Below are 24874 nucleotides of genomic sequence, written 5' to 3' on the forward strand. Positions count from 1 at the left end.
AATTAATATGCTGTTCGCAAATATTTATAACGTTGATAAATAAAGGGTTTTATGTGATTTTTGTAGGGTGGGATACAAATAAGATATCTTTGTATATTCATTAAAAGTGTTAATATTATTGTTTGATATTTTATACATGCTGTGTTATGATACAAGTGTAGTGCAAGACAGTAAGACAATATATATATTTTTAGGAGGATGTTACCATGTTAGGTAAAGTAAAATGGTTTAGCGCAGAAAAAGGTTATGGTTTTATTGAACGCGAAGACGGTAGCGATGTATTCGTACATTACTCTGCGATCCAAGACGAAGGTTTCAAATCTTTGACAGAAGGTCAAAATGTAGAGTTTGATATCGTTGATGGTAACCGTGGCCCTCAAGCTGCTAACGTTGTAAAAGCGTAATTACATACCAAAAAATACATAAAAGCAACATATAGTAAAACTCTGATATCGCATGATATCAGAGTTTTTTTGCTACTACTGAAAGTAATATTTATAATTCTACAAAAAATATAAAAATTTTTTGAAAAAAAGATGAGTTTTATATGTGAATGTAGAAATACTAAATATAACACGAGAGATAAGTAAAAAAAAATACTACACACTCGTATCTCGTGGATGATTTTTAGAAAGGGTGTTGACTTATGAAAGTAGCAATCAGAGGTAAAAACATTGAAGTGACAGATGCTTTAAGAGCATACATCGAAAAGAGATTGAGCAAATTAACTCGTTACTTCGATGATGAGTTAGATGCACAAGCGGTTTTATCCGTTGTAAAAGATAAATCTACTGTTGAACTTACATGCTTCGTTAATAAAATTGTTCTTCGTGGTGTAGAAACAAACGATGATATGTATGCTGCTATTGATTTGGTAATAGACAAAATCGTACGTCAAATTCATAAACATAAAACTCGTTTAGCTAAACGCTTTAAAAAACAAGAGGCTTTCCATCCAGAAGCTTTAGCGGCTCCTGTAGAAGAAGAAGCTATCGAAGTTGTAAAACGCAAACGCTTTGCAGTGCGTCCTATGGATGTAGAAGAAGCTATTTTACAAATGAATCTTATTGGTCATGACTTCTTTATGTTCTTCAATGCTGAAACAGAAGCAATGAATGTAGTATATCGTAGACATGATGGATTCTATGGCTTGATCGAGCCAGAATTACAATAACCTATAATGTCGGCTGACAATAATCCTAACTCCTTTCTACTTTTTTAATCAGCCGATTATTATACTAAGGTGGATGACCATTTTGAGTCATCCACCTTTTTTATAAAAACCTATAAATAATCGTGAAATGCCTTGAATTCTTTGACTATTCAAGGCATTTTCGTTATAATAAATTAGATAAAATAATGTAAGATGTCCTATAGAGGAGTGATTTGTTTGTTAAGCTTTTTACAAAGGCTATTAGGCAATAATAACGCAAAAGAAATCAAGAAAATGCGTGCTATTGCTGATCATATTAATGAAATTGAACCGAATTATGTTAAATTAAGTGATGCTAACTTAGTAGCAAAAACCGATGAGTTTAAACGTCGTTTGCAAAAAGGGGAAACGTTAGACGACATTTTACCAGAAGCATTTGCCGTAGTTCGTGAAGCGTCTAAACGCGTGTTAGGCATGCGTCATTTTGATGTACAGTTGATTGGTGGTATTTGCCTTCATAGAGGTAATATTGCAGAAATGCGTACTGGTGAAGGTAAAACATTAGTTGCTACATTACCAGTTTATCTAAATGCTTTGACAGGCAATGGGGTGCATGTTGTTACAGTAAATGATTATTTGGCGACTCGCGATAGCGAACAAATGGGGCGTTTATATAACTTCTTAGGCCTTTCTACAGGTCTTATTGTAGCTAATCTCGATTTTAACCAACGTAAAGAAGCATATGCATGCGACATTACATATGGTACAAATAATGAGTTTGGTTTTGACTATTTGCGCGATAACATGGTATCTGATGTATCACAAATGGTACAACGTCCATTGAATTATGCAATTGTCGATGAAGTTGACTCCATCCTTATCGATGAAGCGAGAACTCCATTAATTATTTCTGGTCCTGGTCAACGTTCCACAGATAATTACTATAAGTTAGCTAAAATTGTTCCTCATCTTGTGAAAGATGAAGATTATACAATTGATGAAAAACAAAAAACCATTGCACCTACAGATTCTGGTATTGCTAAAGTCGAAAAAATGCTTGGTGTTGAAAACTTGTATGATTCAGAAAATATTGAGTTAAATCATCTACTTGGTGCATCTCTTCGTGCATATGCTATGATGCATCGCGATACTGACTATGTAGTTAAAGATGGTGAAGTTGTTATCGTCGATGAATTCACAGGTCGTTTGATGTTTGGTCGTCGTTATTCCGATGGTTTACACCAAGCAATCGAAGCTAAAGAAGGCTTGAAGGTTGAACGTGAAAGCCAAACATTAGCTTCTGTTACATTCCAAAACTATTTCCGAATGTATAAAAAGCTTGCTGGTATGACTGGTACAGCCAAAACAGAGGAAAAAGAGTTTATCGATATTTACGGTTTGGAAGTATTACCTATTCCTCCAAACAAACCATTGGCTCGTATAGATTTGCCTGATCAAATCTTTAAAACAAAGGCAGCTAAATATCGTGCCGTAGTACGTAATGCTGTAGAACGCCATCAAACTGGTCAACCAATTTTGATTGGTACTACATCTATTACACAATCTGAAGAACTTTCAGATATGTTATTACGTTCAGGGGTACCACATAAAGTATTGAATGCTAAACATCATGAAAAAGAAGCGGAAATTGTAGCAGATGCTGGTCAAATGGGTATGGTGACAATCGCTACAAACATGGCTGGTCGTGGTACTGATATCACACTTGGTGAAGGTGTCCCTGAATTAGGCGGTTTGGCTATCTTAGGTACTGAACGTCATGAAAGTCGCCGTATCGATAATCAGTTGCGTGGTCGTGCTGGTCGTCAAGGTGACCCAGGTTCCTCTCAATTCTTCTTATCCTTAGAAGATGATTTAATGCGTATCTTTGGTGCTGATAATATTACAGGTATCATGGATAAACTAGGCATGGAAGAAGATGAGCCTATTGAGCATTCTTTGATTACTAAATCTATTGAACGTGCTCAAAAGAAAGTAGAAGATCATAACTATAATATTCGTAAATATGTCCTTGAGTATGATGATGTTATGAATCAACAACGTGAAGTATTATACGAACAACGTCGTCGTATTTTACGTAACGAATCCTTACGTGACACAATCAATGAAATGATTGATAAACTTGTTACTGAATCTGTAGATGCTTATGCAGATGAAAAATTATATCCAGAAGAATGGGATTATGAAGGTCTTTATAAGCATTTAAGTCAATATTTCTTAACAGAAGAGATTATGTCCTCTCAAGATATGGAAGAGTATAGCCGTCAAGAATTGTTAGAACGATTGCTTGAAATTGCTCATGCTGAGTATCAAGATCGCGTTGATATGCTTGGTGATGCTATGTTTGGCCAACTTGAAAAGGCTATTATGTTGCGCGTTGTTGATAACAAATGGATGGAACATTTGGATAATATGGATATGTTGCGTGAAGGTATTGGCCTTCGTGCATATGGACAAAAAAATCCATTGGTGGAATATAAATTTGAAGCTTTTGATATGTTCCAAAACATGATTGCTGCAATTCAAGATGAAACAATCATGGCGTTATACAAAATTCGTGCACAATTGATTCAAGAAATTGAAGAACCAGTCGACCACTTAGAAGGTGCACAACCCCATCATGAAGATGTGTTGGAGCCACAAAACATAGATTAAGATTTGTGAATGGCACGTTGCTCAATGGGATTTCCTTCTGGGCAACGGCCATTTTTCTATTTTATTAAGGTGATAATTTATCGATGTAATAAGCTAATAAGTAAAAGGTGGTGAACATAAATTGTTAGAAGATTTAAAACCGATTATTTCTAATCTTGAAGAACGTATTTATGGAATGAGGGATTCACTTTAACATCGCTCAGAAAGAGGATCGAATCTTTACACTAGATGTACAAATGAGTGACCCTACATTTTGGGACGATCCTGATAAGGCTCGTGAGATTTCTCAAGAGGCTACACAATTAAAGAATGCTGTAGAAAGCTATAAACAACTTGTTAGTGACATCGAAGATGCTAATGTAATGCTAGAGATGGCTATAGAGGAAGATGATCGTTCTCTAGAAGGAGAGATTAAGGATTATGTTCAACAAATAGAAGAAACTGTAGAAAAACAAGAGGTTCTTTTATTGCTTAGTGGTGAGTATGATACTAATAATGCGATCTTAACATTCCATGCTGGTGCAGGTGGTACAGAAGCACAAGATTGGTGTTCTATGCTCATTCGCATGTACTTACGTTGGGCTGAAAAAGCAGGATTTTCTATTGAATTGATGGACGAACAGCCCGGTGATGAGGCGGGCACTAAATCTGCTACATTTTTAATTAAAGGTGAAAATGCTTTTGGCTATTTGAAATCTGAAAAAGGCGTACATCGTCTTGTTCGTATCTCACCATTTGATGCTGCGGCACGTCGTCATACATCCTTTGCTGCTGTTGATGTAATGCCAGAAATTGATGATACAGTAGAAATTAATATAGACATGAAGGATGTACAAGTAGATACATATCGAGCTAGTGGTGCTGGTGGTCAGCATATTAATAAAACAGATTCGGCTGTACGTATGACGCATAGACCCACTGGTATTGTAGTTCAATGTCAATCACAGCGTTCCCAAATGCAAAATAGGGAACAAGCATTACGTTTATTACGAGCAAAATTATTTGAATTAGAATTAGAAAAACAAGCAGAACTTAAAGAGCAAATAGGTGGTACATACCAAGCCATTGAATGGGGCAGTCAAATTCGCTCCTACGTATTCCACCCATATAATCTCGTTAAGGATCATCGTACAGGGGTTGAAACAGGGAATGTACAATCCGTTATGGATGGTAATTTAGATCAATTTATGGAAGGCTTCTTGAAAAAAGAAGCAAATTTAACAATTTAGGAGTTCTTATGAAAAAGTTTTTACTATTCCTACTAGTGCTGATTATTGCCTTGGCAGCAGCAACACAATTTTTATTACCTTCTTATATTAGTTCTCGTATTGAAAAACAATTAAATGATTCCCTAAAACCATCTGCTCAAACTGTAAATGTTGAGTCTCAACCAGGATTCAAATTACTTTATGGTGAAGCTGATCATGTGTACGGTTCTTTAGATGATGTAAAACTTGGTAAATTAAATTTTGCAAACTTCAAATATGATGCAACACAAATTCTAGTGAATCCAATTTCATTATTGGCTAGCCAAGAAATAGATGTTGTTAGAGTAGGAAACTCAAGTATTGACGGTATAGTTACTAATGAAGATTTAGCAACATTTTTAAGCACTCAAGCAGGCAGTGAAATTCAAGATGTACAAGTAAATATTAGTAAAGATAATATTAGTTTAACTGGCAAGATGAATGTAGGTATGGTATTTAAAGGCGCTGTTAAATTAGATGGCAATTTAGAATTAAAGGATAATACTTTATTATTTGCACCTAAGAAATTCACCATTAATGGTGCTACTATCCCAGGTTTAACATCTAATGTACTAGAAGCTACTGAAATCTATAACTTCAATAACTTCCCTATTCCTGTAAAAGCAGAAAGCTTAACTATCGATAATGGTGAAATTCACATTAAAGTTAAACCAGTGCTCAACTAGAAAGGATTTATCGTGAATCATCGGAACACCCAGAAAAGTAAGTACTCTTGGATTCTTATATTATGTATTTTTGTAGGCCTTATATCCTCTTTATACTTAGTATTTGAACGCCATCAGATAGAAAAATCTCAAAACCATATAGAAAATATCGTAGATTATGATGCTGTTTTACGGGCTAATGCTTTTGAAAAACGTAGTCAACAAGAGGCCTTTGATGCGCTTCGCAATGCAGGTGTAACAGCATTTGCTATTTATGATCGCACCTTAGAAAAAGCTAAAGATGCAGGTCAAGTTAAGGTATTATCTTCCGAAGAAATGGATTCTGTCCGTGTTAATGGAGCATCCGTGAAACATGGTGCAACTTATGTAGCTTTGATTTCTGGTAAAGAAGGCTATTATAAAGAAATTCGGGAAGATTTATATCATCGTATTGGTAAAGATAAAGTAAAAGAGCTCAATACAAGTATTGGTCCGGTTCTTGAGTTATATGGTGCTACTGCAGATAGCTATCTAAAAATGAATCTTGGTATTTCCAAGCTTCAAGCTCAAGAAGTTGCTAATCGTGGATTTAATGTTATTGTTCGACCTACAAATTACAGAAATGTAACGTCTGAAGATCTTCAATATCTATTTAAACGCCTTGAAGGAATTCCACATGTTACTGGTATGATTTTTGCTGGCAAAGAAGCTCTTGGTGCGCCTAACTTAACTGATGAAACCTTAGAATTATTACATAAAAATCACATTCCTTTAGTTGGTATCGAAGCTGTTAACCAACTTCAATATGAGCCACAACAAGGTTTCTTAGAAATGGCTGCTAAAGAGAATTATAGCGTTGGTCGTGTATATACAATTGCTAAGGACGAATTAAAGAAAATTACTCCTGAAGAAGCAGCACAACGTTTCTATATTAGTGATATTGAACGAAATATTCGTTTCAATTTATTCCCTATGTATGAAACTGGTGTAAATAATGAAACAGTATTACAAACTACCATTAACTATATTGGTATGACTACTGAAAAATTATCTACAAAAGGTTATGAATTTGGTCCTGCTGATATTTATCCACCATATACACCTAATCCATTGTTAGTTGTTATTACTATGATAGGTGCTATTGCACTGTTTGTTTACGTTGGTCAAATGTTACTTCCAATGCGTAAACATACACAATTGGTCGCATTCTTTGGAATATCTCTTGTATCTGTAGTATTATTCATCATTACAAGTGGCACACTGATTACTCAAATTTGGGCCTTATCTAGTGCTATTATGGCTCCTGTAGGTGCTATGATCCGTTTGATGGAAGAATGGCGTCGTTATGATGGTGCTCGTCCATTAAGTGCTATTAAATCTACCGTATTAGCAGTTCTTTATCTCGTAATTGCTGCACTCTTTGCAGCTATTGGCGGTATGTATATTGCATCTTTGCTAGGAAATACGAAATTCTTTATGGAATTTGCTATCTTTAGAGGTGTTAAATTAACATTTGTACTTCCAGTTGTATTGGTGATTATCGCTTATTTACAACGTTTCCCATTGTGGAAAGGTCGTATGATTAACTCTAAAGAAGAAGCAAAGAAATTTATAGTTGAATTTTTAACAATGGATGTTAAGTTCTACGTATTTTTTGTAATGGCTGCTCTTGGTGGCGTAGCATGGGTATTTGTTGGCCGAAGTGGTCATACAGCAGGTGTTCCTGTACCAGGAGTTGAACTCATGCTTCGTCGTTTTCTTGAAAATACAATGTATGCAAGACCTAGAGAAAAAGAGTTCATTATTGGTCACCCTGCATTAATGTTAGCTACATTTGCATTCCTACGCAAATGGCCTACAGTGATCCATTTCTTATTAACTATTGCTGGTGTTATTGGCATAGCGTCTATGGTTGAAACTTTCTGTCATATTAGAACTCCTGTATTCATGTCTATTATGCGTGGATATGATGGTTTGTTAATTGGTGCGCTCTTAGGTTTGCTTCTTATCATTGCTGTTCGTTTCATGATGTATGTAACACAATGGTTCCAAGCTCGGGAGGTTGACCATGAGTAATATTGTTATCTCTGGCTACTATGGTTTTGGTAATGCTGGTGATGAAGCAATGCTTTGTGCTATTATCGATGCCATTCGTAAAGAGGAAGCAGATGCGCATATTACGGTTATTTCTGGTAATCCTACAGAGACGAGCAAAAAGCACAATATTCATGCGGTGGGAACCTTTTCTGCATTCGGTATTCTAAAGGCTATTTCAAATTCTGATTTAGTTATCAGTGGTGGAGGCAGCCTGTTACAAGATGCTACTAGTATTCGCAATACATATTACTACTTAAGTATTATGGCTTTAGCAAAAATGATGGGTAAAAAGGTGATGCTATACTCACAAGGTATTGGACCTTTAAATCGCCCTTCTACAAGGAAAGCTGTTAGCTTTGTTTTGCGTTTTGTTGATACTATAACGGTTCGTGATTCTATTTCTAAATCTGAATTAGATTCCTTAGGAATTGAAGATGTTGAGGTTACGGCTGATGCTGTATTAGCCATGCAACCAGCTGATTTGAATATTGGAAAACGCATTCTAGACGGCTATACATCAAAGCTACCTATATCCACAGAAGCTCCAAAACGAATCGGAGTAGCTGTTCGTAGTTGGAAAGATGATACAGAATACCGTGAATCACTAGCCAATGTCTTAAGTCGACTGCAAGAACAGGATAATGTAGAGATTATATTTATACCTATGTCTCATCCAGAGGATACAAAAGAAGCTAAAATTATTGCTAGTTATATGCCAAAAGGAGCTATTGTTCTTGAAGGACCATTCTCTACAGAGGAACAAGTATCCTTGTCGGGGAATGTAGACCTTATGATTGGCATACGTCTTCATGCATTAGTATTTAGTTCTTTAATGAAGAAACCTGTAATTGGCATTTCCTACGATCCTAAAATCACTAGTTTCTTACATATGATTGGTCAAGAACCAATCGGTACAATGACCCATCTTAGAGAAGAGGCTTTATATCAGAGATGTCATAAGCTCTTAAATTCAAGAGAAGAGTACCAAGCATCTTATGATCGTATTGAAGCATTGCGTGTTAACTCTCAACGCAATGCAGAAATCGCTATTTCATTACTTAAAAATTATTAATATATTGGATCTAATCCAGAAAGTGAGGTCTCTATGGCTACATTAACACAAGATGTTAAACAACTAGTTCAAGAGAAGGCAAAAGCTATTCGCGTGAGTATTGTTCAGTCTGTAACGGCAGCGAAATCTGGTCACCCAGGTGGTTCTCTATCCATCGCCGATGTGATGGCCTTGTTGTACTATGTAGAAATGAATGTAGATCCAGCAAATCCAAAAGCTCCTAATAGAGATCGTTTTGTCCTTTCTAAAGGTCATGCAGCGCCTGCATTATATGCTACATTGGCTGAAAAAGGTTACTTTTCTAAAGATGAACTTTTGAATTTACGTAAAATTGACCATATGTTACAAGGTCATCCTGATATGAAACATACTCCAGGTGTTGATATGTCCACAGGTTCCTTGGGTCAAGGTATCTCTGCAGCATGTGGCATGGCATTGGCTGGTAAAATCGACAATGCAGATTACCATGTTTATTCCATTCTTGGTGATGGTGAACTTGAAGAAGGTCAAGTATGGGAAGCAGCTATGTTTGCTGGCCATTACAAACTCAATAACTTAACTGCTTTTGTCGACTTTAATGGTCTTCAAATTGATGGGGATATTACTAAAGTTCTTTCTCCATTGCCTATTCCTGAGAAATTTAAAGCTTTTAACTGGAATGTTATTGAAGTAAATGGTCATGATCTTGATGAACTTCATAATGCTATTGAAGCAGCTAAAGCTTTCACAGAAGGCCCAACTTGCATTGTAATGCATACTGTAAAAGGTAAGGGCGTTGAAGAAATGGAAGGCCAAGCAGGTTGGCATGGCAAAGCACCAAGCGCTGAGCAAGGTATAGCCTTTGTTAATGAAATTATGGGGGTACAATAATGGGTAAAGCAACACGTGAAGCATATGGTAATGCGCTAGCTCGCATTGGTAAAGAAAATACAAATATTATCGTATTAGATGCAGATTTATCTAAATCCACTAAAACTGATACATTTAAAAATGTCTGCCCTGAGCGATTCTTTAATGTAGGTATTGCAGAACAAAACTTGATTTCTGTTGGTGCTGGTCTTGCAGCAGCTGGTAAAACCCCATTTGTTTCTTCCTTTGCAATGTTTGCAACCGGTCGTGCGTTTGAACAAATTCGCAATGCTGTATGTTATCCAAAATTAAATGTAAAAGTATGTGCTACACATGCTGGTATTACCGTAGGTGAAGATGGCGCTACACATCAAAGCTTGGAAGATATCTCTTGTATGCGTACCCTACCTAATATGACTGTAGTAGTACCTGCAGATGAACGTGAAACAGAAGCAGTAGTTGAATGGGCTGCATCTTATGAAGGTCCAGTATATGTTCGTTTAGGCCGTGCTGGTGTAGATGATGTTACAGCTGAAGGTTATACTTTCGTACCTGGCAAATCTACTACTTTAGTTGAAGGTTCTGATGTAACAATTATCGCTTGTGGTGCCTTGGTTGGTCCTGCTGTTGAGGCGGCAAAAAACTTAGCTGAATCTAATGTATCTGCACGCGTTATTAATATGGCATCTATCAAACCAATTGATGCAGATGCAATCGTAAAGGCAGCTACTGAAACAGGTGCTATTGTTACAGCTGAAGAACATAATATCATTGGTGGCCTAGGTTCTGCTGTGTCTGAAGTTGTTGTTGCTAATAAGCCAGTACCTATGGAATTCGTTGGTGTTCGAGATACATTTGGGGAGAGTGGTACACCAAAAGAATTAATGGCTAAATATGGCTTAACAGCAAAAGACATAGTAGAAGCAGTAAAACGTGTAATCACTCGTAAATAATCAAAGGGGATCCCATGATTGAATTTAAGAATGTTAGTAAAGTCTATGATAATGGTTCTGTTGCATTAGACGATGTGTGTTTAACTATAAATGACGGAGAATTTGTCCTCATTTGTGGTCACAGCGGTGCAGGGAAATCAACTCTATTTAAATTATTAACTCATGAAGTAGTACCTGATGCTGGTACTGTTATAGTTGATGATTTTGATGTTACGCGTATGAAGCGTAGTAAAATTCCAAAATTACGTAGAAAACTTGGTGTTGTATTCCAAGATTTCCGGTTATTACCGAATAAAACGGTATCAGAGAATATTGCTTTTGCACTTGAAGTAATTGAAGAGAAACCAAAGGTAATTAAAGAAAAGGTAAGTCATGTACTAGAGCTTGTTGGGTTAACTGACAAGGCAAATGATTTACCAGAGGATCTATCTGGTGGTGAACAACAACGTGTTGCTATTGCCCGCGCCATTGTAAATCGACCTTCTGTGCTCATTGCTGATGAACCGACTGGTAATCTAGATCCTGATACAAGTAAAGGTATTGTAGATTTGTTTAAGCATATCAATAATTTTGGTACAACTGTTATTATGGTTACCCATAATATGGATCTTGTTTCGTATTTAAATAAACGTGTTATTCGTCTTAAAGATGGTCGCGTTCAAAGTGATAATATGAGAGGTGCTGAAATTAATGAAGCCTAGAACATTGAAATACTTTTTTAAAGAAGCCCTCAAATCTATGAAGCGTAACGGTCTTATGACGTTAGCATCTATTTCTACAGTGGCTTTATCTCTATTTATGCTGGGTGTATTCCTTTGCGGTGTTATCAATTTGAATAACATGGCATCTAGCTTAGAAAACCAAGTTCAATTGAGCATTTACTTAAAAGATGGCTTAACAACTGACCAAATTATGGCGGTAGGTAAGCAAATTAAAGCTATACCAAATCTTAAGCATTTGGAGTTTGTTAATAAAGAGCAAGCTATGAAGGAATTCAAAGCTCGCCTTGGTGATCAACAACAATTAGTAAATGCCCTAGGTGATGTAAATCCATTGCCAAATTCTTATGTATTAACCTTTGATAATCCTAGTGATGTTAAGGCTACAGCTAAATTAGCTACCACATTCCAAGGTGTTGAAAGTACACATTATGGTCAAGATATTGTGGAAGAACTCTTCCGTATAACTCAAGTTATCAGAATTGGTGGTATCGTATTAATTGCATTCTTAGCAGCAGCTACATTATTCATCATTTCTAATACAATTCGTTTGACTGTGTTCGCTCGTCGTAAAGAAATTGCCATTATGAAATATGTAGGTGCAACAAATGGCTTTATCCGTTGGCCATTCTTGATAGAAGGCATGTTATTAGGTCTAGTTGGAGCTATTATTGCCGTTCTTTGTGTAGGTGAATTCTACCATTTTATTACTATGGAAGTTTCCGAGTCTTTAGCATTCTTCCCATTAGTACCAATGTTCCCATTCTTCTATGATGTGGCTATCTATATTTTAGTTGGCGGTATTATAGTAGGTGCTATTGGTAGTACAATTTCTTTAAAACAATACATGAAGGTGTAATGTTTATGAAATACAACACAATCAAATCCCGTCTGGTGGCAACAATTTTAACAGGTATAGTAGTACTGGGAACACCACTATACATTGTTGCGGAAGATGAGGATTTAACGAATCAATTAGATTCAATTCAACAACAAGTTAATCAACAAAACTCTATTAAAGCTGATGCTGAAACTGTCATTGTTAGTGTATCTGAACAGTTGCGTCAAATTGAAGAGCAATTGCGTCAAGCTCAACAACAGTTAGAGTCTATTCAACAACAACGTGTAGCCGTTGAAAATGATATTACTGTTAATGAAAAGTTACTAGCAGAAGCACAAAAACGTTTAGAAGGACGGGAGTCCGTATTTTATAAGCGTGTACGTGATATTTATATCAATGGTCGTCTAAGTTATTTAGATGTTGTTATTGGTTCTAAAGACTTTAGTGATTTTGCAAATCGACTAGAGATTTTAAAACGCATTATTGATGCTGACATTAAATTAATCGATGAAATCAAAAAAGAACGTGCTGAAATTGCTGCACGTAAGCAAGCTCTAGAGCAATCTCGAGCTAAATTAGTGGAGCTTGAAAAGGCGGCAGTAGCTAAACAAGCTGAAATTGAACAAAAGAAGAAAGAACGGGAAGTCGTTCTTCAAAAAGCACAAAATGATCGTGCCACTGCAATGCAAGCTGTGGAAGAACTCAATGCTTCTTCCGCTCAAATTACTGCACTATTAAAAGCACGTCAAGCGGAACGTGCAGCGGCTCGCGCTGCTGCAGAAGCGGCGGCCGCAGCAGCAGCTCAACAGTCTGCACCAAGTTACTCTTGGGTGCAAGGTTCTGGTCAACTGGGTTGGCCTGTAAGTGGTGAAATTACTTCTCCATATGGTTATCGTACACATCCAATTTGGGGGACAACGATTTACCATTCTGGTATAGATATTGGTGTTGATGAAGGTACACCTGTTCATGCTGCTGATGGTGGTACTGTTGTTTGGTCTGGTTGGATGGGCGGCTATGGTTATGCCGTAGTTATCGACCATGGTAATGGCATGTCTACCCTTTATGGCCATAATTCTGAGCTTGCCGTCTCTGAAGGACAAGATGTATCTAAAGGTCAAGTTATAGCCTATGCTGGTAGCACTGGTAATAGCACTGGGCCACACGTACATTTTGAAGTTCGTATAAGTGGGGATCCTGTGGATCCTATGGGATATTTATAATATGAAATTTGATACACGTACGGTGTTATGGAGCCTATTGAAATATATAGGCTCTGGCATCGTTATTATGTGGCTCATGTTTTGGTATCTATCTGGTTCATTCTGGGGGTTACCAAGACTATTTGTAGCCTACTATGCTGCGAGTCAAGTCTTTATGACACCTATGTCTAAAGCTACCCTTTATGATGGTATGTTAAAAGGTTTGATTGGCTCTTTGGGAGAGCCTCATAGTGTTTATTTAGATGCTGATGAATTTAAGTCCATGAAAATGCAAACATCTGGTACTTATGCTGGTGTAGGCATGGTTCTTGGGCATGATGATAAAGGTTTATATGCAGTTAGTATTATGGAAGATCAACCAGCTTTCAAAGCGGGCATTAAACCTGGAGACCATATTATTGCTATCAATGGTCAATCCACAAGTGATATAACTGTAGAAGATGCATCCTCTCGAATTCGCGGTGAGGCAGGTACTGTTGTAGCCCTTGATATAGAGCGCAATGGTGAAACATTGCACTTTGATATCACTCGTGAATCCATTGTGTTACCAACTGTTAAAAGTAAAATGCTTACAAGTACAGTGGGGTACATTCGTATCAGTCAATTCGCTGAAAATACAGCTGATGATTTTGAAACACAGTTTAAAGAATTGCAATCTCAAGGTATGAAGGAACTAGTATTAGATCTCCGAGATAATCCTGGTGGTTTGTTATCTACAACAGAAAAGATTTCCAACTATATTATGCCTCCAGGTACACTAGTAACGGTACAAAATCGAGCTGGTAAAAAAGATGTTTATAAGTCGAATGGCCCAGAAGTAGCTATGCCATTAGTAGTTCTTGTTAATAAAGGGTCTGCTAGTGCATCTGAAATTATAGCTGGTGCTATTCAAGACCGTAAACTAGGTACCATTTTAGGTACTAATACATATGGTAAAGGTACAGTTCAAACTATTTACCCTAGCCTTGATAATGAAGGCGTTAAGGTAACTATAGCTAAATACCATACACCAAATGACCGTGTTATTGATGGCATTGGTATTAAACCAGATGTAGAACTTGATCTACCAAAAGGTGTAAATCCATCTAGTACAATAGATGATATTCAAATTAAAAAGGCATTAGAGTTATTACAGCAATAATGCGTAGGAGTTAAAATATGTTTATAGATAGAGCGCGTGTCTTTGTTAAGGCCGGTGATGGTGGGGACGGCATGTCTAGTTTCCGCCGTGAGAAATACGTGCCAAATGGCGGCCCTAGTGGTGGCGATGGTGGTAAAGGGGCAGATGTTATTTTTAAAGCGGACAAGAATATTAATACTCTTGTAGATTTTAGATATAAACGTCAGTTTAAGGCGCCTGCTGGTGGTAATGGTGAAAGCTCCAATAAGCATGGTCGCGGTTCTGAGCCACTTATTATCCTAGTTCCGTTGGGCACCGTAATTAAAGAAGAAGAAACAGGAAAAATTTTCTGTGATCTCGTTAACGATGGCGATACATTTGTTATTGCTAAAGGTGGTCGTGGGGGCCGTGGTAATGCACGTTTCCAAACAAGTGCTAACCGTGCACCGACATTTGCAGAAAAAGGTGAACCTGGTGAAGAGTTCTGGTTACAACTAGAACTAAAAGTATTAGCTGACGTTGGTTTATTAGGGTACCCATCTGTAGGTAAATCTAGTATTTTACGTAAGGTTTCTAAAGCTCAACCAGAGGTTGCGGCTTATCACTTTACTACATTGACACCTGTACTTGGGGTAGTAACAATCTCTGGGGACCGTAGTTTTGTACTCGCTGATATTCCTGGCCTTATTGAAGGTGCTAGCGAAGGTGTTGGTCTAGGACATAACTTCTTGCGTCACGTAGAACGTACTAATATTTTAATTCACGTCCTTGATGTATCTGGTATGGAAGGACGCGATCCAAAGATTGATTTTGATGCTATTAACGAAGAGCTTCGTAAATATTCTGAAAAATTAGCCAATAAAAAACAGATTGTTGCACTCAATAAGATTGATATGGTCTTTGATGATACAACAATTCCTGATACAAAAAAATATTTTGAAGATAAAGGCTACGAAGTATTCCTTATCAATGCATTAAGTGGCGAAGGTTTACCAGAACTTATGGAACGAGCGTACTACTATGTAGAAAACTACGAGCCAGAACCGGAAGCAACTGATGATACAGTAGTATACGAAGCAAAACCAGATGTAGAATTCGTTATCACTCGTGGTGACGATGCTGCATTCTATATTACAGGTAAACGTATTGAACGTTTAGTAGCAATGACAAATTTAAGTGATGATCAATCTCTTCGTAGATTTCAACGCATTTGGCGCTTTATGGAGCTAGATGCTAAATTAAAAGAAAAAGGTTGTAAAGACGGTGATGAAGTTGTAATTGGCGATCAACGCTTTACATTCCAAGAGTAGGAGTAATAATGACAGGAAAACAAAAACGGTATTTACGTTCTTTGGCAGCAACAATGCCACCAGTAGTTCAAATTGGTAAAAATGGTTTAGAAAACAGTGTTATTGATAGTGCTCGCGCAGCCTTAATGGCTCGTGAATTAATCAAGGTGAAATTACACAACAATAGCCCTGAAGATAAGACGATTTTCCAAGAGTTAGCCGATATGTTAGGTGCTGAATTAGTCCAAGTCATTGGTTTTAATGGTGTTTTATATAAAGCTAAAAAAGAACCTAAAATTATTTTACCTAAGTAAATCGTCATATTACTAAATTTTATTATAGTGGGAACTTTATAACCTGTTGGCCTAGGAGGTTAATCTATGCGCAGTGCTATCATCGACGCAAAAAGAATAGTAGTTAAAGTAGGCAGTAGTACGCTATGTTATGCTAATGGTCATTTAAACTTAGAGCGCATAGAAAGATTAGTACGCCAATTATCAGATTTAGCTAATCAAGGTAAAGAGGTTATCCTTGTTTCCTCTGGTGCAACGGGAGCTGGCCTTGCCCCTCTAGGATTTAAAGAAAAACCTAGAGACCTTGTTTTGAAACAAGCTGCTGCAGCAGTAGGACAAGGTATCCTCATCCATATGTATGAGCGTATGTTTCGTGAATATGGTCGTACAGTAGGTCAAATTCTTTTAACAAAAGAAGACAGTACAGGCCGCCATAGTTATCTAAACTTGCGCAATACACTACATACGTTATTGCAACTCAATGTTATTCCTATTATCAATGAAAATGATGTAGTTGCTATTGAGGAATTTAAAATTGGTGATAATGATACTTTATCTGCTACTGTGGCAGGCATTATAGATGCTGATTTGCTTATCATCTTATCCGATATTGAAGGATTATATACAGCTAATCCAGCAGTTCATCCTGATGCAACATTGATAGAAATCGTTTCTGAAATTACTGATGAAACCTATGCTATTGCAGGTGGAGCTGGATCTAATATGGGTACAGGTGGCATGTATACCAAGATAAAAGCAGCTCATATGGCTACAAACTCTGGTGTACCTATGGTAATTACATCCGGTGAAGTAGAGGATTCTGTGCGACGCGTATGTAAGGGTGAAAATATTGGTACCCTCTTTGAAGCACATGATGCTGGCTTATCAGGAAAACATCACTGGCTTGCCTTTGGTAAACGATTAAAAGGGTCAATCACTATTGATGATGGTTGCGCTCGTGCTGTATTAGATAAAGGTGCTAGTATTTTACCAGCTGGTATTATTGATGTAGATGGGGCATTTGGGCCTGGTGATACAATCTCTATTTACCATGATGGTAAAGAAATCGGTCGAGGTCTTATTAACTATGGCATCGAAGATATGAAGGCCATTAAAGGTCATAATACAAATGATATAGCTCAAATTTTAGGAATTAATACAACCTATGATGAAGCAATACATCGTAATAATCTAGTTTTATTACATTGAGGATATCCTATGAACCAGTATGAAGAAATTTGTAAAGATATGGGTCAAAGAGCTAAAGCGGCATCCTTTGAATTGGCTCAAATTGATCAAGGTACATTAGATTCTGCATTATTGGCAATCGCTGATGCTGTAGAAGCACAAACCGATGAAATTATGGCCGCTAATCAATTAGATCTAGATAAATCTGGCGATTATAATGTACCTCAAACTATGATAGATCGATTAACATTAACACCTAATCGTATTGCTCAAATGGCAGAAGGTGTTCGTCAAGTGGCCGCTATTGAAAGTCCAGTTGGTTTAGTTATAGAAACAATTACACGTCCTAATGGTTTAGTTATTGAAAAAAGAGCAGTACCTTTTGGTGTTATTGGCATTATATTTGAAGCTCGTCCAAATGTAACAATTGATGCAGGGGTCCTCTGTTTAAAAACTGCAAATGCTACGATATTACGCGGTGGTAAGGAAGCCTTCCATACCAACCAAATCATTGTGTCTATTATGCGCAATACCCTAGAAACTCTTGGAATTACGCCAGATGCGATTCAACTCGTGGAGGTTCTAGATCGAGATATGGTTGGTGTACTATTACACCAACGTGAATATATTGATGTTGTTATTCCACGTGGTGGAGCAGGACTCATTCGCCGTGTTGTTGATGAAAGTAGTATTCCTGTAATTGAAACGGGGAGTGGTGTATGTCATACCTTTGTCGATGAATATGCCAATCTAGATATGGCGTTAGAAATTGCTATTAATGCAAAGGTACAGCGTCCATCTGTATGTAACTCTATGGAGACTCTATTAGTACATCAAGCTGTAGCTGCTGAGTTTTTACCTCGTCTTGATGTGGCGTTACAAGAATATGGGGTACGAATTCACGGCGATAATGCTGTAGCTCAATATATGGGTAATACAATTCCTTTAACAGATGATTCTTTCAATACAGAATATAACGATATGGACTTAAATGTACGTATTGTTGATACTCTTGAGGAAGCAATCGATCATGTGAATTTATATTCTACACATCATTCAGAAGCTATAGTAACAGATGAACCAATGCGTGCAAAAGTATTTATGAACTTAGTAGATTGTTCTACAGTTTATCACAATGCATCAACACGTTTTACTGATGGTTTTGAATTTGGTTTTGGTGCGGAAATTGGTATTAGTACCCAAAAGCTTCATGCTCGCGGACCAATGGGATTACAAGCACTAACATCATATAAATACTTTGTATTTGGAGAAGGCCAAGTTCGAAAGTGAAGACCGTATATTACTTAATAAGGGCATACTACAGATATATTCAGACTCCAAAAGGTCGATACGAATGGATATCCTATGGAAAGGCATTGCTCTTGTTTATCGTTATCTGTGTCATTGTCATTAAGGGTGTGGCATTATTATGGTAGAGAAACGTCGTATAGGAATCATAGGTGGAACATTTAATCCTATCCATTTAGGGCATCTAATGATTGCTGAGGTGGCTTGTGAAAGCTTTAACCTAGAAAAGGTAATTTTTGTACCTGCCAAGGTTCCGCCTCACAAACAACATGATGTAATAGATAGTCGTCATCGATATGCTATGACAGCAGCAGCCGTATCAGATAATCCTAATTTTGAGATTTCTGATGTGGAGATGCGTCGAGAAGGCCCTTCGTATACAGTTGATACTATTCAACATTTTAAGGTCCTTTATGGACCAAATGTTGAATTTTACTTTATCGCTGGTACTGATACAATTCGTGCATTGCCAACGTGGAAGTTTATTGAGGAATTATTAGATGAGGTCCACTTTATTGGTGCTACAAGACCTGATGGATCAAGTGCAATTGACGAAACATTAGCAATTTTAGGCCCTAAAGCACGTGAAAAAATACATCTTATGGAGGTTCCTGAGATGAAATTATCTGCTACGTATTTACGAGAACGTCTACGCTCTGGTAAAACAGTTCGATATATGTTGCCAAAATGTGTGGTGGAATATATTGAGGAACACCATATTTATGGGAAGGAATAAAGGATGTTATCATTTGATGAAATACAACTTAGAGTAAGTCAATGGCTGAGCAAGAAACGATTTAAGCATACTCTTGGCGTTGTGGAATCGGCTACTCATTTAGCTAAGCTTTATGGCGTTGATGTGGAAAAGGCTAGATTAGCCGCATTACTACATGATTGCGCTAAAGAATTGCCTTTACAGGATATGCAAAATCTTGTGAAAAGTGAATCTTATGATGCTGATCAAGAATTATTAAGTAATGGCAATCTTTTACATGGTTTAGCTGGTATGATTCGAGCAAAAAAAGAGTTTTCTATATCTGATGATGAGGTTTTAGAAGCCATTCGAGTTCATACGACTGGAAAGGTACATATGTCTACGCTAGATAAGGTGATATTTTTGGCAGACTATATTGAGCCTAATCGAAATTTTCCCGGTGTGGATGAGTTGCGTAACGTTTCAGAACTAGATTTAGATAAGGCTGTATTGCTTGGTTTTGATAATACTATTATTCATCTTATAGAGCAAAATTTATCGATTTATCCGTTGACCATTCTTGGTCGTAATGATGTGTTACAATCTTGTAAATAATGGAGTTTATATATGGAAGAACGTGAACGAGCAAGAGCTCGCCGTCGTAGAAGAAGACGTCAACAAAAGTCATCTGTTAAATGGCCTAGATTTATAGTAGCTGTTATTGTAGTACTTGCCCTACTTGGGGGTATAGGCTATGGTTTGTATACTGGGGTATCTTATGTGTATAGAGCTGTTACAGGTACTACTGAGACAACTGATACGGCTGTAGATAATGGAAATAAACAAGATGGTAATACTGTATCTGTAGAACAAAAAGGATTAGATAAACCATTATACATTCTTGTTGTCGGTACTGATGATAATAATCCTAGTCAAAGTGATAGTCTATTCTTGTTATCCATTAATTTAGATCAAAAAACAATGGATGTTATTGGCATTCCTAGTAATAGTAAAATTGATAATAGAGATCAGACAGATGCAAGTATGCTCAATAGCATCTATGAAAAAGGTGGTATCGATCTAACAAAAGCTGTCATTGAAGATATGTTCCATATTTCTATACCATATTATGTTGTAGTTAATCAAAATGCTTTCAAAAAGACTAACGATGTATTAGGAAATCAACAAATTTATGTAGAACAGACTATGGAACACGTAGATGCAGAGGGAAATAAAGATATTGATTTGCAACGAGGATATCAAACATTAGATAGTGATAAGGCTTTATCCTATTTACGGTATTCTGATCCAAAACACGATACATTTACACGTGTACAACGACAAGAAAGATTTTTGAAACTTTGGGTAGAAGAAGAGCATAATTCGTTCTTCTTAACAAATGCATGGCATATTTGGAGAATTTGGGATCATTATGATAGTAATATTTCTACATTAGATGCCATTAAGCTTGTGTATAATGCTAGCAAAATTAATAAGGAAGAGATTCATTTCTATATTCTTCCTGGTGAAAAAGAGTTAGTTGGCGATATGACATATTGGAAGGTAAATCCAACTGAAGCACAACGATTAGTAGGCATTACGATGGGAAATCTACCAGCCAATGAAATGACACAATTTGTTACAGCTCCAACCAATAGCACAGCTAAGGTTGCACCTGAATCAGAACATAATGGCGGTACTATCACAAAGCCATCAGAACCGGGTGATGAGAGTACTAATAAACGTTAAAAGGGGAATAGTATGAAAAATAAAGAAGAAGTTAAACAAATCGTATTACAATTAGCACAAGCTGCTTTTGATAAAAAAGGCAGAGATATCGAAATTCTCGATTTAGAAGGCGTATCTATGTTAGGGGATTACTTCCTAATTGCTAGTGCAAATAATATTAAGCAGTCTCAGAGTATTGCTGATGAAATGGAAGATAAAGCTGCAGAATTGGGCATGACAGTAAATCATAGAGAAGGTTATCGCGAAGGTGAATGGATTTTACTTGATTTTGGCGATATTATTTGTCATGTCTTTGGTGGTGATGAGTTGCGAGAATTCTACGGTTTAGAAGAATTATGGAATGATGCAGTTCGAGTTCCATTTGAAGGAGTATAGTATGGCTACAGAATTGTTGGAAAATACAATTGCCACATTAAAAGTATTGCGTACTAGTGATCAAGGGGCTTTTCTAGATGGTCAAACTGGCAATACAAATGATGATATTTTGCTCCATAAGGATCAACAAACATCTCCTGTTGCCATTGGTGATGAAGTAGAGGTATTTTTATATCGCGATCCAAAGGGGCGTTTGACTGCTTCTATGCGTTTACCAGCGATGAAGGTAGGGCAAATTGGGTATGTTGAGGTAATCAATACTACAAACTTTGGCTGTTTCGTAGAGGTTGGTACTGAGCGTGGTATCTTCATGCCTCACGCAGAGATGCGTGGTCGTCCTCAAGTGGGCGAAAAAGTTTGGGTTCGACTCTATACAGATAAATCTGGTCGTTTTGCGGTATCTATGGATGTTGATGACGAAATGCGTCGCGCATCTAAGGCTGCTACAGATGCTAAAGTAGGACAACTTGTTAAAGGCGCTATCTACAACTTGACTAGTGATGGGGCATTCTTCATCACTCCTGAACGATGGATTGCCTTTTTACATCGTTCTGAGATGACTAGAAAATTAAAGGTTGGAGAAATGGTTGAAGGTCGTGTTACCTTTAAACGTGAAGATGGTCGTGTCAATGTATCGATGCGTCCTACTAAGGAAAAGGCACTCATTTCTGATGGAGACATTATAATGGAGTACCTTCTTAATCGTGGAGGCAAGATGCCATATAGCGATGAGTCTTCTGCGATGTTGATTAAAGATAAATTCAATATCAGTAAAGCTGCCTTTAAGCGTGCTTTAGGGCATTTGATGAAAGAGAAAAAAATTGTTCAAGATGATGGTTGGACATTGTTAACTGAAACAGGACGTCAATGGACACCTCCTGTTGGTAATGAATCACAAGAAGAGGAATAAAGGCGATGAAAATTGTCATTGTAGGTGCTGGTAAGGTTGGCTATTCCTTGGCACAACGCTTGATACAAGATAATCATGATGTATATGTAATTGATTGTTCTCCAGAACGTATACAAAATCTTGAAAATACACTAGATGTTAGCCTTGTTCAAGGAAATGGCAGTGATATACAATTGCTCAACGAAATCGGTATGGATGATGTAGGAATGTTTATTGCTGTTACCGATTCTGATGAAGTAAATATGTTATCTTGTTCTGTAGCTAAAATTACAGGTGTTCCTACAACGATTGCTCGTGTGCGAGATAATACCGTAGCAGAACATATGGATGATGAGATGCGTGCTAAATTAGGGGTCGATTTATTTATCAATCCTGAAATGGTTACGGCTCAAGAGCTTTTACAAATTCTAGAGACTCCATCAGCTATTGATGTAGAAGATTTTGGCCAAGGTACTGTACGCCTTATGGAATTTAAGATTACAGATGATATTCCATTAATAGGTCAACCTTTAAAAGAAATTAAATTCCCTGAAGGTGTTTTACTAGTAGGGGTTTTACGTTATGGTGAAATGATTATTCCCCATGGTGAAAGTATTCTACAAGTTGATGACAGTGTATTCTTCTTAGGCTTAAAAGAGTCTGTTGAAGAAGTGGAAAATCTTTGGTTCCATAATCACAGTACATTTTATAAACGGGCTGTTATCATTGGGGCTGGTCTATTAGGTAGAAATCTAACAGTTCTTTTAGAACAAGCTGGATTCTCTGTTAAGGTCATTGAAAAAGATTTTAACCGCTGTGAAAAACTTGCTAATCTTGTGGATAAGTCCATGGTTATCAATGGAGATGCTACAGACTTTGACCTTTTAGAAGCAGAAGAAATTGCAGATAGTGATGTTATAATTGCTGTTACAGATGATGATAAGCTCAACTTGCTCGTTGCTCTTGTAGGCAAGCATATGGGCATACCAAAGACAGTTGTGCGCGTAGGTCGACCTGAATACATTATGCTTATGGAACAAGTGGGGATTGATGTGGTATTCTCGCCACGTTTATTTACAGCGAGTCAAATTTTACGTTTCGTGCGTAGTGGAGAAGGTGTTTTATCTATTTCGACCTTTGAAGGTGGAAAAGCGGAATCTATAGAGGTTGCCATTACAAGTGAATCACCTGTGGCTGGTAAACAATTAAAGGACATCCGTTTACCAGGGAAGGCGTTAGTTGGTGTAATTTTACGTGGTGATGAAGCCATCGTACCACGTGGTAATACTGAAATCTTAGATGGAGATCACATTGTTCTATTTGCGTTACCTGAATCTGTAAGTAAATTACTTAAATATCTTACTTAGTATGGAGGGACTATGCGCATTCAAATTGTCATGTCCTTAGTGGGGCGATTATTATATATATTTGGGATTTTTACATTAATTCCTTTTATATATGGTATCGTATTTGAAACTGCATATTGGTCGTTTTTGGTTACTACTGGTATTTCATTTGGCTTAGGTGGACTTTTATCCTATTATGGTCATGAAACTCAAAGTTTTAGTCTTCGTGATGGGTTTTTAGTTGTATCAGCTACATGGATATTAACTATTATCTTAGGTTCCTTACCATTTATTCTCAGTGGTATATTAACCAATGTATTTGATGCTCTATTTGAAGCTACATCAGGGATTACAGCAACTGGAGCTACAATTATTAATAGTGTAGATGATTTACCTAAGACATATGTTTTATGGCGTGGACTAATGCACTGGATTGGTGGGATGGGGATTATTGTCCTTATCTTATCGTTCTTAAAGAACTTAGGTGCAGACGCAGCTCATATGTTTAATGCAGAAGCATCGGTACCAAAACCTGGTGTTGTTATGCCCCGTATTCAATCAATGGCCAGTAAACTTTGGCGTTTATATGTTGCTTTTACCGCCATTTGTTTCGTTATGCTGTGGGCTGGTGGTATAGAGCCTTTTGATGCATTAAATTATGCATTTTCCATTATTGCTACAGGTGGTTTTGCACCTACATCTGCTGGTACATTTATTTATGAACAAAGCAACTATATCTGTTTTGTATTTATATTTTTCATGATACTTGCTGGTGGTAATTTTGCAGTATATTATAATGCACTGCAAAGAGGCATTCGTGTTTTGATTGATGATTTTGAAACACGTATGTATTGGCTAGTTATTTTTATTGGAATTGCTATAATATCAATTTCGATGGCAGTACAATCAAATATTAATGATCCAATTCAAATCTTTAGAGATGTTTCCTTTAATTATGTATCGATTCAAACTGGTAGTGGATTTGCTGTAAGCGATTATGATTTATGGCCAGCCGCTGCACAGATGATGTTATTTATTTCATCATTTTTTGGTGGTTGTAGTGGTTCTACAACAGGGGGCGTAAAAATTATTCGTCTCATTATTCTAATTAAGAGCAGCATTATTTATTTA

At 37.0% G+C, this 24874-nt stretch carries 24 protein-coding genes; all 24 read left to right on the forward strand.

All coding sequences use genetic code 11. The annotated features are described in order from the left end of the window. Positions 1-206: 206 nt before the first annotated feature. Complete coding sequence (locus QZ334_RS00970) at positions 207-404, forward strand: cold shock domain-containing protein (RefSeq protein ID WP_005386847.1); 198 nt, start codon at positions 207-209, stop codon at positions 402-404. A 242-nt stretch (positions 405-646) separates the two neighbouring features. Beyond that, on the forward strand, positions 647-1174 hold the full coding sequence (gene hpf, locus QZ334_RS00975; RefSeq protein ID WP_024066679.1) for a ribosome hibernation-promoting factor, HPF/YfiA family: 528 nt from the start codon (positions 647-649) through the stop codon (positions 1172-1174). Between the two features lie 216 nt (positions 1175-1390). Beyond that, complete coding sequence (gene secA / locus QZ334_RS00980) at positions 1391-3826, forward strand: preprotein translocase subunit SecA (RefSeq protein ID WP_105089104.1); 2436 nt, start codon at positions 1391-1393, stop codon at positions 3824-3826. A 121-nt stretch (positions 3827-3947) separates the two neighbouring features. Then, a protein-coding gene (gene prfB, locus QZ334_RS00985; protein ID WP_295231191.1) for a peptide chain release factor 2 occupies positions 3948-5055 on the forward strand; the annotation gives its coding sequence in 2 pieces (ribosomal slippage) (positions 3948-4004 and positions 4006-5055; 1107 coding nt in all). An 8-nt stretch (positions 5056-5063) separates the two neighbouring features. Next, on the forward strand, positions 5064-5759 hold the full coding sequence (locus QZ334_RS00990) for an LmeA family phospholipid-binding protein (protein ID WP_024066682.1): 696 nt from the start codon (positions 5064-5066) through the stop codon (positions 5757-5759). A 12-nt stretch (positions 5760-5771) separates the two neighbouring features. Continuing rightward, positions 5772-7814, forward strand: a complete 2043-nt coding sequence (locus tag QZ334_RS00995; protein ID WP_227283018.1) for a DUF5693 family protein — start codon at positions 5772-5774, stop codon at positions 7812-7814. After that, positions 7807-8907 (forward strand): polysaccharide pyruvyl transferase CsaB, encoded by a 1101-nt coding sequence (csaB, locus tag QZ334_RS01000; protein WP_119208223.1) that lies wholly within the window; start codon positions 7807-7809, stop codon positions 8905-8907. The genes QZ334_RS00995 and csaB overlap by 8 nt, the downstream gene beginning before the upstream one ends. Positions 8908-8940: 33 nt before the next feature. Then, positions 8941-9777 (forward strand): transketolase, encoded by an 837-nt coding sequence (locus tag QZ334_RS01005; protein ID WP_227283017.1) that lies wholly within the window; start codon positions 8941-8943, stop codon positions 9775-9777. Next, positions 9777-10709 (forward strand): transketolase family protein, encoded by a 933-nt coding sequence (locus QZ334_RS01010; RefSeq protein ID WP_295231195.1) that lies wholly within the window; start codon positions 9777-9779, stop codon positions 10707-10709. The genes QZ334_RS01005 and QZ334_RS01010 overlap by 1 nt, the downstream gene beginning before the upstream one ends. A 14-nt stretch (positions 10710-10723) precedes the next feature. After that, a complete protein-coding gene (gene ftsE / locus QZ334_RS01015) occupies positions 10724-11410 on the forward strand; it encodes a cell division ATP-binding protein FtsE (protein WP_024066928.1) in 687 nt (228 codons plus the stop codon). After that, a complete protein-coding gene (ftsX, locus tag QZ334_RS01020) occupies positions 11400-12287 on the forward strand; it encodes a permease-like cell division protein FtsX (protein WP_024066929.1) in 888 nt (295 codons plus the stop codon). Before ftsE ends, ftsX begins: the two co-directional genes overlap by 11 nt. Next, on the forward strand, positions 12287-13492 hold the full coding sequence (locus QZ334_RS01025; protein ID WP_105094305.1) for a murein hydrolase activator EnvC family protein: 1206 nt from the start codon (positions 12287-12289) through the stop codon (positions 13490-13492). Before ftsX ends, QZ334_RS01025 begins: the two co-directional genes overlap by 1 nt. 1 nt (position 13493) lies before the next feature. Then, positions 13494-14633, forward strand: a complete 1140-nt coding sequence (locus QZ334_RS01030) for a S41 family peptidase (protein WP_295231198.1) — start codon at positions 13494-13496, stop codon at positions 14631-14633. Positions 14634-14650: 17 nt separating this feature from the next. Then, positions 14651-15922 carry a GTPase ObgE gene (gene obgE, locus QZ334_RS01035; protein ID WP_295231200.1) on the forward strand — a complete coding sequence of 424 codons (1272 nt, stop codon included), beginning with the start codon at positions 14651-14653 and terminating at the stop codon, positions 15920-15922. Between the two features lie 8 nt (positions 15923-15930). Next, entirely contained in the window at positions 15931-16215 is a 285-nt protein-coding gene (gene yhbY / locus QZ334_RS01040; protein WP_024066152.1) for a ribosome assembly RNA-binding protein YhbY, read from the forward strand. A gap of 66 nt (positions 16216-16281) precedes the next feature. Next, positions 16282-17403 (forward strand): glutamate 5-kinase, encoded by a 1122-nt coding sequence (proB, locus tag QZ334_RS01045; protein WP_295231203.1) that lies wholly within the window; start codon positions 16282-16284, stop codon positions 17401-17403. A 9-nt stretch (positions 17404-17412) separates the two neighbouring features. Continuing rightward, the gene (locus QZ334_RS01050; RefSeq protein ID WP_295231206.1) at positions 17413-18672 is read left to right on the forward strand and encodes a glutamate-5-semialdehyde dehydrogenase; all 1260 of its coding nucleotides are present in this window, start codon (positions 17413-17415) and stop codon (positions 18670-18672) included. Between the two features lie 139 nt (positions 18673-18811). Continuing rightward, positions 18812-19426 (forward strand): nicotinate-nucleotide adenylyltransferase, encoded by a 615-nt coding sequence (gene nadD / locus QZ334_RS01055; protein WP_156719759.1) that lies wholly within the window; start codon positions 18812-18814, stop codon positions 19424-19426. A 3-nt stretch (positions 19427-19429) separates the two neighbouring features. Then, positions 19430-19999: a bis(5'-nucleosyl)-tetraphosphatase (symmetrical) YqeK gene (gene yqeK / locus QZ334_RS01060; protein WP_119208209.1), complete on the forward strand. Its 570-nt coding sequence runs from the start codon at positions 19430-19432 to the stop codon at positions 19997-19999. A gap of 12 nt (positions 20000-20011) precedes the next feature. Continuing rightward, positions 20012-21133, forward strand: coding sequence for an LCP family protein (locus QZ334_RS01065; RefSeq protein ID WP_119208207.1), 1122 nt, complete (start codon positions 20012-20014; stop codon positions 21131-21133). A 12-nt stretch (positions 21134-21145) separates the two neighbouring features. Next, positions 21146-21508, forward strand: coding sequence for a ribosome silencing factor (gene rsfS, locus QZ334_RS01070; RefSeq protein ID WP_024066146.1), 363 nt, complete (start codon positions 21146-21148; stop codon positions 21506-21508). A 1-nt stretch (position 21509) separates the two neighbouring features. Next, on the forward strand, positions 21510-22418 hold the full coding sequence (locus QZ334_RS01075; protein WP_295215576.1) for a S1 RNA-binding domain-containing protein: 909 nt from the start codon (positions 21510-21512) through the stop codon (positions 22416-22418). Positions 22419-22423: 5 nt separating this feature from the next. Continuing rightward, a complete protein-coding gene (gene trkA, locus QZ334_RS01080) occupies positions 22424-23764 on the forward strand; it encodes a Trk system potassium transporter TrkA (RefSeq protein WP_295231210.1) in 1341 nt (446 codons plus the stop codon). 12 nt (positions 23765-23776) lie between these two features. Then, positions 23777-24874 (forward strand): TrkH family potassium uptake protein (locus tag QZ334_RS01085; protein ID WP_295231213.1); only part of this gene is annotated, 1098 nt, incomplete at its 3' end.

Source organism: Veillonella sp. (assembly GCF_019414865.1).
Classification (GTDB): domain Bacteria; phylum Bacillota; class Negativicutes; order Veillonellales; family Veillonellaceae; genus Veillonella.

What these genes read in the sequence shown, in the direction of transcription:
- QZ334_RS00970 (WP_005386847.1), top strand. Translation starts at nt 207, where the DNA reads ATGTTAGGTAAAGTAAAATGGTTTAGCGCAGAAAAAGGTTATGGTTTT.
- hpf (WP_024066679.1), top strand. Translation starts at nt 647, where the DNA reads ATGAAAGTAGCAATCAGAGGTAAAAACATTGAAGTGACAGATGCTTTA.
- QZ334_RS00990 (WP_024066682.1), top strand. Translation starts at nt 5,064, where the DNA reads ATGAAAAAGTTTTTACTATTCCTACTAGTGCTGATTATTGCCTTGGCA.
- csaB (WP_119208223.1), top strand. Translation starts at nt 7,807, where the DNA reads ATGAGTAATATTGTTATCTCTGGCTACTATGGTTTTGGTAATGCTGGT.
- QZ334_RS01005 (WP_227283017.1), top strand. Translation starts at nt 8,941, where the DNA reads ATGGCTACATTAACACAAGATGTTAAACAACTAGTTCAAGAGAAGGCA.
- QZ334_RS01010 (WP_295231195.1), top strand. Translation starts at nt 9,777, where the DNA reads ATGGGTAAAGCAACACGTGAAGCATATGGTAATGCGCTAGCTCGCATT.
- ftsE (WP_024066928.1), top strand. Translation starts at nt 10,724, where the DNA reads ATGATTGAATTTAAGAATGTTAGTAAAGTCTATGATAATGGTTCTGTT.
- ftsX (WP_024066929.1), top strand. Translation starts at nt 11,400, where the DNA reads ATGAAGCCTAGAACATTGAAATACTTTTTTAAAGAAGCCCTCAAATCT.
- QZ334_RS01025 (WP_105094305.1), top strand. Translation starts at nt 12,287, where the DNA reads ATGTTTATGAAATACAACACAATCAAATCCCGTCTGGTGGCAACAATT.
- QZ334_RS01030 (WP_295231198.1), top strand. Translation starts at nt 13,494, where the DNA reads ATGAAATTTGATACACGTACGGTGTTATGGAGCCTATTGAAATATATA.
- obgE (WP_295231200.1), top strand. Translation starts at nt 14,651, where the DNA reads ATGTTTATAGATAGAGCGCGTGTCTTTGTTAAGGCCGGTGATGGTGGG.
- yhbY (WP_024066152.1), top strand. Translation starts at nt 15,931, where the DNA reads ATGACAGGAAAACAAAAACGGTATTTACGTTCTTTGGCAGCAACAATG.
- proB (WP_295231203.1), top strand. Translation starts at nt 16,282, where the DNA reads ATGCGCAGTGCTATCATCGACGCAAAAAGAATAGTAGTTAAAGTAGGC.
- QZ334_RS01050 (WP_295231206.1), top strand. Translation starts at nt 17,413, where the DNA reads ATGAACCAGTATGAAGAAATTTGTAAAGATATGGGTCAAAGAGCTAAA.
- nadD (WP_156719759.1), top strand. Translation starts at nt 18,812, where the DNA reads ATGGTAGAGAAACGTCGTATAGGAATCATAGGTGGAACATTTAATCCT.
- yqeK (WP_119208209.1), top strand. Translation starts at nt 19,430, where the DNA reads ATGTTATCATTTGATGAAATACAACTTAGAGTAAGTCAATGGCTGAGC.
- QZ334_RS01065 (WP_119208207.1), top strand. Translation starts at nt 20,012, where the DNA reads ATGGAAGAACGTGAACGAGCAAGAGCTCGCCGTCGTAGAAGAAGACGT.
- rsfS (WP_024066146.1), top strand. Translation starts at nt 21,146, where the DNA reads ATGAAAAATAAAGAAGAAGTTAAACAAATCGTATTACAATTAGCACAA.
- QZ334_RS01075 (WP_295215576.1), top strand. Translation starts at nt 21,510, where the DNA reads ATGGCTACAGAATTGTTGGAAAATACAATTGCCACATTAAAAGTATTG.
- trkA (WP_295231210.1), top strand. Translation starts at nt 22,424, where the DNA reads ATGAAAATTGTCATTGTAGGTGCTGGTAAGGTTGGCTATTCCTTGGCA.